This window comes from Sulfuricella denitrificans skB26 (genome assembly GCF_000297055.2).
In the GTDB taxonomy this organism is placed as follows: Bacteria; Pseudomonadota; Gammaproteobacteria; order Burkholderiales; family Sulfuricellaceae; genus Sulfuricella; species Sulfuricella denitrificans.
The window spans coordinates 2,934,179-2,946,487 of record NC_022357.1; the positions used below are offsets into that span (position 1 = coordinate 2,934,179).

Below are 12,309 nucleotides of genomic sequence, written 5' to 3' on the forward strand. Positions count from 1 at the left end.
AATTATTCCAGTCTGGAAAAGAATTGCGGTATTCGCGACATGATTTTGGCAAGAATAAAAAATGGCCCGACTTTGAGTCCATTCTTCCTGCACGCACGCCACGCTTCGAGATTCCCTTTAATAATATTCCCTGGCCTGCTACTGGCCCCGCCAATACACATTTTAACGAATACTCTAGGGACATATACCGCTTTGATATGATGCATCCAAAGAAATCGCATCGTCAGATCGAAATCTGACTGCAACCTAAACGCCAGATCAAACCCCCCATATTTTTCATAAATTTTGTTGCGCACGAAAAATGTTGGGTGCGCCGGCATCCACCCCTTCTCGAACAGGCCATCACGGTAATCACAAGATTTCCAGTAGCGAATTATCCTGCTTGGATTCTTGCAGTCGACATAAACCAGATCGGCATAGCAAGCGTCGACAGAGGTATCTCCCAAAACTTGCGCAACCTGCTCTAACACGCCATCGTTCGCATAAATATCGTCCGCATTCAGGAAACCGATCACATCGCCAGATGCCAGCTTCAAACCCTTGTTCATAGCATCGTAGATTCCACAGTCAGGTTCCGACACAACTATTGCCAACTTATCTCGGTACTTGTCGATAATCAACAGGGTGCCGTCAGTGGAGCCGCCATCGACAACGATATGCTCTGTTCCCGAATGACTTTGGGCTGCCACGGAAAGAATCGTGTTCTCGATTGTTGCTACATTGTTGTAAACAACCGTAATAATCGAAATCCTCATGCTTGCGACAACACAATATCTATACCGTCCATACAATAAAAAAACACCTCTGCTTAGAGATAGCATTCGCCCATCAAAATCATTACCACCCCTACCAACAGCCCTCTTCCACTTGCATTACAGTCGAAGCATCATCGATGCCTTGCTTGTTGGCTCTGTGCAGTCTTCTGCGCCCTCCGACGTTATGGTGCGCTCCATATGCCCCTCGGAATGAAGCAACCTGACGATAACACCTTGAAGACACTTATTGAAATCATCTTGCTGCCATCGTCTGGAACAGGCATAACCTTTATCGCGCAATTCATCGCAAAGACCATCATTCCTCCACAGCCTCTCAACAGCATCAGTGACATCCTCAACCGACCGGGGATCAAACAACAGCGCAGCATCACCAACCTGTTCTGGGATGCCATATATACCGGAGATAGCAACCGGGCATCCTAACGCAAACGCTTCCAATGGCGGAATGTTAGTTGGCCCAAAAAATGTCGGCATTACCAACGCCCGCGCGCGTCGATAGAATTCCGGCAGATCAGCATCAGGAACGTAACCTGTAAAGAGTACATGATTATGGAGGTTCAAGTCGGCAACACGTTGAACAAGCTTTTCATACTCGTAGCACTTCGGCCCCGCCAACACTAGAAAAACATCCGGGCATGAATGTCGAATAGCCGCTACTGCTTGTAGCAGCCTGTCGTGGTTTTTATGTGCCCAGAATTGCGCCGGATAAAACAAAAAGCGAGGTGGCAATTGATACCTATCATCAAAGCCGCCTGGAGTCACCGAGGAAAAAATATAACGTGGGGGCAAGTAAGGTAGGGGAAAGAGCTTACCAATGCTCAGGGCATAGGAATCAACCACGTGCTGACGGCCAACTTCCGAATCAACCAACACCGCCGTTGCAAAACGGCAAATATTGCTAAAACGATATTCCCGAATAAAATGTCGGCCCAAACGCGAAACTTCGGGAAACCGCGACTCATATCGATGCATTAGATCATGAATTGTCACCAATGCCTGAACCGGTGCCAGATAGCTCCAGTGATCTTGGGCGGGGAAAATCCAAAGGTCACAATTCTCGTTCCACAACACTCGTGCCACAGGATCGAGACGCCAAAGAAATGCCCTCCATGGCTCCATTGGCAAACAGGCAGCGCGCCAAATTCTGCCTATAGTAAGCGGCTCTCGTCCCGACCTCCCAAGAGGCAAAATCTGCAAATCCAATGGTTCGATATAGGACCGCCACGCAGGGTTAAAGAATGCGACGACAATCACGTAGCGATCGCGTGGCAGCGCTGATAACGCCTCCAGCATAGCAAGGCTGTATTGAAACATGCCGCCACTGCCCGGATCGCTCCCGAGAAATATACCGATTCGTTTCATGCCCGACAGACAAAACACACGCCCCAAGTGTCGAAACCGGGAACTTGTCCGCTCATCCACTCGTGCGCATCAATAACGCTAAAACCAGCCTGCGTTGCCAGCAATTCGATCTCCGGAGAGAAGAAGTAACGCATCCGATGTGTTTCCTCAGTTTCAGAGTAGCACCCCGTCTTCTTCTCGCAAGCAATAATGCGATAATGCACGTCAACAAGATTACGTCTTGGGTGCAGAGTAGGCTGGGCTATCCGGGTTATAGCCACCTCATCGTCCTCAAGTTCCTTCACACGGACCACGGGGCGGTCTGCGAGAACTGCCGGGCCGTACCAAACATCGAATATAAACACACCTCCGGGCCGCAAATGCTCACGAGCAGTAATAAACATAGCCTGTAAATCTGCATTCTCTGACTGGTAGCTCATTACGTGGAACAGAGAAATCACAGCATCGACCCGCACGCCCAGCCTGACATCGCGCACATCGCCGTGAGAAAAATGCAGGCGCTGCGCCACATCATCTGGTAACTGTACTCGCCGTACCGCAGCACGTTCCAGCATCCATTCGCTCAAATCAACCCCATTCACTTCTATACCTGCACTCGCCAAATACTCCGCATGAGCACCAGTACCGCAACCCAGTTCCACAATGGCAGAAGCGTTGGGAACATGCGACAAAATCAATCGTTGAACATATTCGGCTTCTTCCTGGTATGGCTTATCACGATAAAGTAGATCGTAATAGCGAGCATAGTTTGCGAAGATGTTCACGATACAAGCACTCCCCTTGTAACATCGGCAACGCGACGAATCTGCGTCTCAGTGAGCGCAAGGCCACTCGGCAAATAAAAACCTCGGCGCGCCAGTCGCTCGGCTACCGGATAACTCTCGCCAGTAAAAAGGCCCATGCGTCGAAAAACCGGTTGCTCATGCATAGGCCAGAAAAATGGACGACACCCTATACCTTGTGCCGCTAATCGACGTATCGCCTCCTCTGCATCGTAGGGCACCCCATCATCAAGCACCAAGCCATAGACCCAGTAAATATTCTCTGCCCACGCAGTACGAACCAATGGCTTCTGAATGCCGGGCACACCGACGAGCAATTCATCATAGCGGCAGCCCATTTGTCGCTTGCGCGTGATGAATGTATCCAAACGTTCGAGTTGGGCACAGCCAACTGCGGCTTGCAGGTTGGACATCCGAAAATTCCAGCCCAACTCTTCGTGGACAAAACGCTTTTCGGGTTTGAAACATAAATTACGCAAACTACGACAGCGTTCTGCAAGCCCTTCATCATCAGTAACAATAATCCCACCCTCACCAGTGGTGATATGCTTGTTGGGATAAAAACTGAAGGTGCTCATGTCGCCAAAACTGCCACAGGGCTGATCACGGCACGTTTGGCCGTGCATCTGTGCCGCATCCTCGATCACCTTTATGCCGCGTGGTTGTGTAATGGCTAACAAGGCATCCATGTCTACCGGCAGGCCGAAAATATGTACGGCCATCACGGCACGGGTACGCGATGTGATTTTCTGCTCCACCTGGCTCAGATCCATGTTCCAAGTGTCCGACTCGCTATCCACCAGAACCGGGGTTGCGCCCGCGCGCACAATTGCTGCCGCACAAGAAATTATCGTGAAGGTGGGCAGTATCACCTCGTCGCCAGGGCCTAGATCCAAAGCCGCAACTGCAGCATCCAAGGCTACAGAACCATTAGCTACGGCGATACCAAAACGACGTCCCACTCTAGCCGCGAATTCCTTTTCAAGACGCTGTACAAAAGGTCCCTCGGATGATATCCATCCGGTATCAATGCACTCACACAAGTACTTTTTTTCATTTCCATCAAGCAGGGGTTCATTGACTGGGATGAAATTGCTCACGACTTAACCCCCTTTACCACTAACCCTGACAGATCAACGCCATCAAAACGTGTCTTATCTTCCTCCCCGGCATAAGGTCCCTGCTTAACTTCGAGCATCTCGATCTCCTCAATCACCTCAAAACCATGCCCTCCTGTAGCCAATAAAATGGTGTCTCCAGCTTGTAGTACACGGCTTTCTAGATAATGCTGTGCGATGTCGTAAAAATCGACACGCAGAACACCTCGACGAATAAACAAGACCTCTTGGGTATAATGCACTTCCCGCGGCACGGGGTTATGAACATGTGGCTGTATTTTCTTGCCCGCAGGATGATGCATAAAGGCCAATTGCTGAGACAAATCATTCTCGGTGAAAAAGGAGATGCCTGGTTGACGGAAAGAGGCCCGAACGATGATGGCAAGCAACGTGTTTTCATGGTAAATACGCTCAACCATATTCAAATTTTGTTCAGCTAATGTCACAGGATTCTTTCTCTGGATTTATGCAGTTTAAACACAAACTCAATCTATCTTTTTAAAACACACTTTACAAAACGCTTCATATATCTAGCCACACGTTTTCCACATCCACCGTGGGTTTCTCTAAAATAATTCTTGATCAAGCCCCTCGCATAGATGGACTCCTCAATTGGAATTTGCATCGGAGGAATAGCCTCCATATCCAAGCTAACATCATAACCCTCGCTCGACCCACAATGCGTCCCACTCGAATCAAAGCCAATATTCTTCACTAACGACCTCCCCGGGTAAAGGGTAAGCCGATTTGAAAGAAAAGCCGAGGCGTGCCATCGTATGGCCCACGAGTTATTCCTACCCGCAATTTGATCCTTCAACATCCCAGTGAACGAGTAAACTCCATCATAATTAAATTTATGTGCAAGTCCAGTTCGCTCTAATTCAGCTAAGAGTTTTTTACCATCGGGCTCAAATATCTCCCACCCTCGCTTCCAAGTCCCCCAACCCCAGCAGTCGGCTCCCCGTATAAAAAAAGTTTCCGGCAATTTTTCACTGACTGGATAAGAATAGCCATGAACTGACACAACCTCGAATTGATTTTCGTATCGATCCAGCGCGTCATTCATATATCGAAGAAAATATGGCGACACTATCAAGTCATCTTCTAGAACAATCGCTCTGCCAAATCTTTCTATAACATCAGTAACTCCCGAAATGATTGAATTGGCTAGACCTAGATTTCGATCTCGGAGAATAATATCAACTCGATCAAATCCATCAATCATTCTTATCAAATTTCGCACAGCAGAAACGGAATCTAAATCTGCCGGGGATTTAGGCCCATCAGAAAAGACAATTAGAGGTGTATTTTTGGCTTCGGAATTACACTTTAAGGCATCAATAACTTGACGCGTATGCTCTACGCGGTTATAGACGAATAATACTACCGGTGCGAGCAATTGCATGCCGAACCCCTCTTACAATATTCAATATCATCCAAACCGAAACAACCACCATTCTTGGCGACTTCAGAAGCCAATCGATGGACAGTTTCTGCAAACGACTTCCCCCAAGCGAATTACGGAGCTCGCTCAATCTTTCAGCATCAAGTTGAATATTCTCTCGGCGGCAATTTAGTAAAGCAAAAACCAGCATCAAAAAATGTTGACGATACTGCTCCATTTTTATATACGATTCACAAAATGGGGATTTTTTGGAGACTCTGTTTATCATCAAAAAATAACCCACAATAATATTGGCATAGCGACGAGTATTTTCCTGCCATCCATTACTGAGAACCAAACCGACAACATATACCTGAGATACTGCAATCCACCGAATTTCTTGGGCCACTTCAAGAAAAACCCCTGCCTGAACATAGTAAGTATTGAAATATCTGGTTACATCAACTGAGTCCCAAAGCGTCTTTCGGATAATGTACGTTGGCAAAAAAGTTGGCAAAGATCCACCGGTTATTTTCAAAAAATCCGCTAGTCCTTCTCCGCGTTTATCCGCGTCAAATGAGTGGTATCTAGCGATCACTGGAACCACGTTATTCTCAAGTTTGACCGTGTGATTCATGTAAACAAAGTCAACACTGTCACCTCTCAGCAAATCAAGAACATACCCAATACCTTCTGGTGAAATGAGATCATCTTGTCCACAAAGCCAGACAAACCGGCCATGAGCAAACGAAACCGCGGTTGCAAAATTCCTATCCATACCGAGATTTTGATCGTTAAGATGTACCCGAAGACGTGGCTCACCGATCGCCCGGGAAACCAGGTACGCCCAAGTACCATCTGACGAGGCATCATCCGAAACCACCACTTCAAAAGCCAAGCTTTTACAGCTCAATATTTGATCGAGCAACCCAATTAGATGTGGCAATCCATTATATGCGGGCACACAAATTGATAGTAGCGCAGGAGTTCCCCGAATATCTTTCGCTTTCAAATCTGTTAGCCGCTTCTAACTTCTCTGCAGGAAGACATCCAGTTGAGAATCCATCTGCCCCCCCGGTACATAGTCAAAAGGGGTGGGGCGAATAGCAGCCTCTTTGATGTGATAACGAAACCCCGCCTCCCCGAACATCGAAAGTATCTGACCAAGATCTTGCTTTGAATCCTTCATGGAGTGCCACTCAAAGAAAAATCTTGAAACATTTTCCTTAATTAAATCTGCCAAATGTGGGATCACCTTGGATTCAGCACCTTCAATATCCATTTTCAGAAAATCAACATGCCTATCAAGAAATTTATTAATATCAATCGTAGGCACCTTAATTAACTTCGAGCCCGGCTTTTCTGAAATCCCCCCTCCCCAACTGCCATCAGAAAAGAATTCGATTTCTCCATTTTCAATCCATACAGCCGAATTATGCACATAAACGTTATCGAGTTTATTAGCCTCAATATTCTTTTTTAGGAATTGAAAAGCGACTGGCTCTGGCTCAAATGCGTGAATAACTGACTTAGGAAATCTCTTTTTAAGATATATAACACCGATACCAATATTCGCGCCGCAATCTAAAATATATGGCTGATCTGAGTTAGATGAGAATTGATAATTTTCACGCACAAAAATTTCATTCAGCATCCCTACAAGAGATGTCGGGTCATTAAAATATATTTTCGTATCCCCTATTTCCACCATCCCGTGGCTAAAACGCGACATTTTTCTTAAGCCATTGAACTGCTCAAGCCCCAAAAGGTTCTCAATAGAGTCACAAGCTTCAATACCATTTGACTCAGCACCAAACAAACGCCTCGTTCGATTGATGATTTTCCGTGGGCTCAAATCCATTAATTGTTTAGCAATATCCACATAAGCCTCTAAATTTATTTCCGTAAACTTAAAACAGAGAGCATCCGATCGCAACCCCATCGAAAAAAACTACCATAAAGCACTTTAGCCATTTCATAACGGCTTATTCCGTCAGTAATCCCAAGATAGCGAACCACAAAATCATGAGCTTCCTTTGATATTTGCTCTTCAGGCAATCCAGCAAATAATTTTACTGCTGTTTTATAGTATTCAGTAGATTGGTAGCTTTTATACTCCCCTCGCTCAACATTCTCATCTGAGACATTAAAATAGCTCGGGGGAGAACCATATAGGCCGAATGGTACCCCCATTTCCACGGCATATAAGGCGTATGATCCAAAAATGTTCGACAATGCATATCTGTGCCGTGCCAGAATTCGATAAAAGCGCTCGGCAAATGCTTGGTCTAATGAATCCCCCGCAGAAACGACCGTATACCCCAATTTTTTGTAATATGCGCCAAGTCCCTTGTTGATATCGTGCATATGCATGCATATGGTAACCGGCTTAAATCGCTCATGGAGAAGTGACAGTTCTTGATGGTACATTTCAACGGACTTAAGATCAGAAATAGACTCCGTACTATGCGCGACAAAAAACAATGTGCCTTCAGCATCATCGTGTCGATTTATCTGCAAACACTTTCTCGCAAAAACGAATGGCGAATATAAAACAAAACACGGCTTCGTGTAGTTCGCACGCCAGCGAACCACACCATCCGGAGAATGGTAAAATTGAACGGGGGCCGTTGACCTGATTTCATGATCAGATGGCCCAGTATCTCCTGGTCCATGATCCGTATAGATACACAACGGGAGCATAGGTGGATAATACCCATATCGCCTAATCCACTTACCAAATCCATAAATGGATGCAGTCCAATATGGGTTGATTGGGTAAAACAGTCGGCTTACAACTTTTCTCAGAAACTGGATCATTTGACTTGGCACTATGGAATTGACTTGCCCAATTTATTTGGATATCCGGAATAACGCCCATTGTCGGAAGCGTTAAGTGGCGGCAACAGGACAAGAACCGAGATGACTCATTTCATTGTTTCAGCACCCAAAAGTTTAAATGCCAGGCATTTATACTCATTTGCTTTAACCATTGATAATTGCTATTTTGTTCCTTAAGAATATCATTCTTTGTATCCTCCGAATTTAACACAATAAGATCAAACGCTCCGTGAGAAATCATTTCACTCACCTCTTGCTGATAATGAAGATAGGCATCGGCAACAGTTTTTTGTGGGATCCCCAAGTTGAATAAATTCGGGTACGTTGTAATGGCTCCCAGGTACTGATTGTGCCCAGTATCAAACACTGCCTGCCCAGACTGGAGAATCAAGCCTGCAACCAAAGGTGAGCCATAGATACTAGAATAACCTTTCATCTCGGCCGAAACTTCAGCAAACTGCTCGCCCCATTTTTCAATTCCATCAGAGCTTCCTATCACTTTATGTGTAGCGAAGACAAACGTTGCAAGCAATAACAATCGCCCTACTGAAAGCCTCGTATCCCCATACTGCTTAAAATTTGGCCAGCAAGCAGCGGCTGAAAAAAGAAGAGGGGGCACACACAATGCAAAGATGTAGGTTAAATAATTCCCCATGCCATGGCCTAAACTGAAAACAAAATCTATCGCTAAAAGTGTTAACGCATAAAGTGAAAATGAGCTGGATAAATGAACTCTTTTCCCATTGCCTTTTAGCCAATTGAATCCCGCTATCAAGACCACCACAAGCATGACAGCAATAGGCCCTTTATTTATTAGCATGAACTCATGGCCTTGCTTCAACATATACGCCCAAGTTTCGGGAGTATATGTCACATGGGAATTAGCTAACGTCGTAAACAAGACGCTTGAAATGTATCCCGGGCTAAAATAATTGGTGATAAATATAGCCAATATTCCCAAGGATCCAAAAACCAGTGCGAACACTGACCCACGTTTCCAATCTTTAAAAAAGATCCAATAAGAAAAAGCGACAGGTGCAATTACGATGAAATAGGCTTTGGCAAAAAATCCACCGGCCAGAGCGCATATAAACACAAGTGTTGCAGACAATAGGCCAAAAGGAATCAACTCAACGACGGCAAATCCCAGGATGAAAAACAATGCGCCTATGGCATCCGGTCTAGCCTGAGGAATGACAAAATACAATGATTGAAGATAAAACCCAATCGTCAAAATAAAAGAAAAAACAGCATCACGACTTAGCCTATACCCAACAAACCAAACCACAATGCACGACAAAATGATTGCCGTACCACTGACAAGCCGCAGAACTGGAAAAGTATTCCCTAAAACAGAAGCAATTAAAGCGGATATGTCATTGAACAGGCTACCGTATGGATTAAAGTAGCGCGGCATATTTTCTATTGAGAAATTACTCATACCTCGCAACAGACCATCAACCTGGATTAACATTGCTCCCTCGCGATATTCCAACTGCCAAGGACTCAAAATGATCAATCTATGATAGTTCAGCAAAAACAATACAAAGGCTATTGCTGCAAGTAAAACCACCAAATCAATGCGCCGATGTTTTCGATAATAATCATAAAAATACGACGAATTCATAAATAATTCCCAGAAAATAACGGTCTGTTAAATATCAAACCGACTAAATTTCTAACGAAAAACGAAATATGATTTAAATGCGGTATAAAATAATAGTTCAAGATATTAAGCGCTAAATTATAGTTACAGTATTGATCGTTTGCTGGATAACCTTTTCTTGCTCCCCCTCGATCCCCAGCCATAAAGGAAGTCTGACCAACCTGTCACTGACATTCTGGGTTACATCCATGCCATCTGATGCCATCCGACTTTGACGACTGCCTTCTGGGGAACTATGTAACGGCACATAATGAAAAACCGCACTTATTCCTGCCTGTCTTAAATCGGCAATGAATTTACCTCGCTCAGCCAAATCTGGCAGCAACATATAATACATATGTGCATTATGCTGGCAAGAATCCGGAATGACAGGACGGCGCACCAGTCCCTTTAATTCAATTTCCGAAAAAGCCTCGTGGTAGGTATTCCATATCGCCAAACGTCGCTGAGTAATCCCCTCCGCTTCTTGCATCTGTGCCCATAAAAATGCCGCCACCAACTCACTTGGCAAGTATGAGGATCCAATATCTACCCAAGTATACTTATCCACCTGCCCCCTAAAAAACTGGCACCTGTTTGTACCCTTTTCCCGAATAATTTCGGCACGTTCGGCAAAGCGAGTGTCGTTAATCAGGAGAGCGCCCCCTTCACCCGAAATAATATTTTTTGTTTCGTGAAAGCTGACTGCCCCCATATGACCAATACTCCCTAGAGGCTTCCCCTTGTAGCTGGACATAACGCCCTGAGCGGCATCCTCTATAACAATCAGGTTGTACCTTTCGGCGATCGCCATAATGGCGTCCATTTCACAACCAACACCCGCATAATGTACAGGCACAATAGCTTTGGTCCGTGGAGTAATTGCAGCCTCTATTTTCGATTCATCAATATTCAGCGTGTCGGTCCGGATATCAATGAACACGGGAACCCCACCCCGCAGCACAAAAGCATTGGCGGTAGAGACGAAAGTATAAGACGGCATGATTACTTCATCGCCGGGCTGAATATTCGCAAGAATTGCCGCCATTTCCAGGGCAGCCGTACAGGAATGTGTCAGGAGCGCCTTCTGACAACCAATACGCTGCTCCAGCCAAGCATGACACTTTTTGGTGAAATCACCGTCACCAGCAAGATGCCCTTTGGCGTGAGCCTGACTTATATACAATAGCTCGTTGCCCGTCATATAAGGCTTATTAAATGGAATGTCCTTCATAATTTTCTTGCCACGATCAACCGGGAGCCCCCCATTGGCAGGGCAACACCAACACGGATCAGTGCCAACTCACAATTTAAAAACCATTCAAAAATTCGATTTAGGATGGGATTGATACGAAGCTCAGCCATAGCATCCATACTCACGTCTATTTTATCCCGTTTGAACAATCGCGATAAATACATCGCTGGTAGTAACAAACTGACAAACGAAGTGCTTCTAACAATCTCAAACCCAGCCCTGCAAACCTTTAGATGCAATTCATTAGCGCCATATCTCCTGACATGGCAGGCATATTTATCAACCGCACTCCACAGCCACCGGTGTTGTGGAACGGTGATAAACACAACACCGCCAAGCTTAAGCGCTTTGCAAATTTGTTGGAGCACAACCTCATCCTCTTCGATGTGCTCCAACACATCGAAGGCACCAATAGCATCCAGTTCTGATTCACATGGAATGTGCCTAGCATCCATTTGAGTGAATTTGGCGCTAGGCACACGATGCCTGGCATACGCCAAACCCTCTTCCAAATACTCACTCCCCGAGAGCTTGGCATCAGGAAACCGTTTTGAGATAGCTGAAATAACAAACCCCGTTCCGCATCCAATTTCGAGGAAGGATGTCAGTCCTGGCGAATACTTGTGTAGCGCCCAAAGAATAAGCTTATTTCTGGCACGAAACCAAAAGTTCCCCGTCTCTAATTCCGCCAATTCTTTGAAATAGTGCGCCTTGAATCCAATATTCATATTTTTTCTATTAGGCTATATTTTATGCTTTCGCGAAAAACGAAATATTTAAATACCATAAAAAGAAGCCCGGCGACTATTATTATCGCTACAGCCTGAACCCATTGATGGGCATAACCAAGACGATCAACAAAGGTAAAAAGAATTAGGAAATTGAACAAATATCCAAATAAATGAGCCAGCACATAGCGCAGAACAGTACTGATGGAGTCACCGCGATGGGCGAATGTCCATTTCTTATTACCGACAAAGCCGATAAACGCACCGATGACATACACTAAAGTCATTGCTGTTTTTGGTTCAACGCCGCGATAGGTAACAAGTAAGTAAACAAAATAAATAGTTAAATTGCTCGCTACACCCACTAAACCATAACGAATTAATTCGTCGCATGGATTTGGCAATTTACGTTTCATTG

Annotated in this window: 13 protein-coding genes; all 13 read right to left on the bottom strand. The window is 45.2% G+C overall.

What is annotated here, in order from left to right:
* Window positions 1–2: 2 nt before the first annotated feature.
* Complete coding sequence (locus SCD_RS16500; RefSeq protein WP_009207364.1) at window positions 3–755, bottom strand: glycosyltransferase family 2 protein; 753 nt, start codon at window positions 753–755, stop codon at window positions 3–5.
* Between the two features lie 117 nt (window positions 756–872).
* Window positions 873–2,138: a glycosyltransferase family 4 protein gene (locus tag SCD_RS14230; protein WP_051338817.1), complete on the bottom strand. Its 1,266-nt coding sequence runs from the start codon at window positions 2,136–2,138 to the stop codon at window positions 873–875.
* The gene (locus SCD_RS14235) at window positions 2,135–2,902 is read right to left on the bottom strand and encodes a class I SAM-dependent DNA methyltransferase (RefSeq protein WP_009207362.1); all 768 of its coding nucleotides are present in this window, start codon (window positions 2,900–2,902) and stop codon (window positions 2,135–2,137) included. The genes SCD_RS14230 and SCD_RS14235 overlap by 4 nt, the downstream gene beginning before the upstream one ends.
* Window positions 2,899–4,020 (bottom strand): DegT/DnrJ/EryC1/StrS family aminotransferase, encoded by a 1,122-nt coding sequence (locus SCD_RS14240; RefSeq protein ID WP_009207361.1) that lies wholly within the window; start codon window positions 4,018–4,020, stop codon window positions 2,899–2,901. Before SCD_RS14240 ends, SCD_RS14235 begins: the two co-directional genes overlap by 4 nt.
* Complete coding sequence (locus SCD_RS14245; RefSeq protein WP_009207360.1) at window positions 4,017–4,484, bottom strand: cupin domain-containing protein; 468 nt, start codon at window positions 4,482–4,484, stop codon at window positions 4,017–4,019. The genes SCD_RS14240 and SCD_RS14245 overlap by 4 nt, the downstream gene beginning before the upstream one ends.
* Before the next feature lie 44 nt (window positions 4,485–4,528).
* Window positions 4,529–5,443, bottom strand: a complete 915-nt coding sequence (locus SCD_RS14250; RefSeq protein ID WP_009207359.1) for a glycosyltransferase — start codon at window positions 5,441–5,443, stop codon at window positions 4,529–4,531.
* The gene (locus SCD_RS16240) at window positions 5,406–6,434 is read right to left on the bottom strand and encodes a glycosyltransferase family 2 protein (protein WP_084607551.1); all 1,029 of its coding nucleotides are present in this window, start codon (window positions 6,432–6,434) and stop codon (window positions 5,406–5,408) included. Before SCD_RS16240 ends, SCD_RS14250 begins: the two co-directional genes overlap by 38 nt.
* Before the next feature lie 15 nt (window positions 6,435–6,449).
* Window positions 6,450–7,304: an FkbM family methyltransferase gene (locus tag SCD_RS14260; RefSeq protein ID WP_161626945.1), complete on the bottom strand. Its 855-nt coding sequence runs from the start codon at window positions 7,302–7,304 to the stop codon at window positions 6,450–6,452.
* Between the two features lie 14 nt (window positions 7,305–7,318).
* On the bottom strand, window positions 7,319–7,789 hold the full coding sequence (locus SCD_RS16595; RefSeq protein ID WP_009207357.1) for a hypothetical protein: 471 nt from the start codon (window positions 7,787–7,789) through the stop codon (window positions 7,319–7,321).
* A 565-nt stretch (window positions 7,790–8,354) separates the two neighbouring features.
* The gene (locus SCD_RS14265) at window positions 8,355–9,890 is read right to left on the bottom strand and encodes a hypothetical protein (RefSeq protein ID WP_041673534.1); all 1,536 of its coding nucleotides are present in this window, start codon (window positions 9,888–9,890) and stop codon (window positions 8,355–8,357) included.
* Between the two features lie 112 nt (window positions 9,891–10,002).
* Entirely contained in the window at window positions 10,003–11,142 is a 1,140-nt protein-coding gene (gene rffA, locus SCD_RS14270; RefSeq protein ID WP_009207355.1) for a dTDP-4-amino-4,6-dideoxygalactose transaminase, read from the bottom strand.
* On the bottom strand, window positions 11,139–11,891 hold the full coding sequence (locus tag SCD_RS14275; RefSeq protein ID WP_009207354.1) for a class I SAM-dependent methyltransferase: 753 nt from the start codon (window positions 11,889–11,891) through the stop codon (window positions 11,139–11,141). Before SCD_RS14275 ends, rffA begins: the two co-directional genes overlap by 4 nt.
* Window positions 11,888–12,307 (bottom strand): GtrA family protein, encoded by a 420-nt coding sequence (locus tag SCD_RS14280; RefSeq protein WP_009207353.1) that lies wholly within the window; start codon window positions 12,305–12,307, stop codon window positions 11,888–11,890. The genes SCD_RS14275 and SCD_RS14280 overlap by 4 nt, the downstream gene beginning before the upstream one ends.
* Between the last annotated feature and the right edge of the window lie 2 nt (window positions 12,308–12,309).

What these genes read in the sequence shown, in the direction of transcription:
- SCD_RS16500 (WP_009207364.1), bottom strand. Translation starts at nt 755, where the DNA reads ATGAGGATTTCGATTATTACGGTTGTTTACAACAATGTAGCAACAATC.
- SCD_RS14230 (WP_051338817.1), bottom strand. Translation starts at nt 2,138, where the DNA reads ATGAAACGAATCGGTATATTTCTCGGGAGCGATCCGGGCAGTGGCGGC.
- SCD_RS14250 (WP_009207359.1), bottom strand. Translation starts at nt 5,443, where the DNA reads ATGCAATTGCTCGCACCGGTAGTATTATTCGTCTATAACCGCGTAGAG.
- SCD_RS16595 (WP_009207357.1), bottom strand. Translation starts at nt 7,789, where the DNA reads ATGCACGATATCAACAAGGGACTTGGCGCATATTACAAAAAATTGGGG.
- SCD_RS14265 (WP_041673534.1), bottom strand. Translation starts at nt 9,890, where the DNA reads ATGAATTCGTCGTATTTTTATGATTATTATCGAAAACATCGGCGCATT.
- rffA (WP_009207355.1), bottom strand. Translation starts at nt 11,142, where the DNA reads ATGAAGGACATTCCATTTAATAAGCCTTATATGACGGGCAACGAGCTA.
- SCD_RS14275 (WP_009207354.1), bottom strand. Translation starts at nt 11,891, where the DNA reads ATGAATATTGGATTCAAGGCGCACTATTTCAAAGAATTGGCGGAATTA.
- SCD_RS14280 (WP_009207353.1), bottom strand. Translation starts at nt 12,307, where the DNA reads ATGAAACGTAAATTGCCAAATCCATGCGACGAATTAATTCGTTATGGT.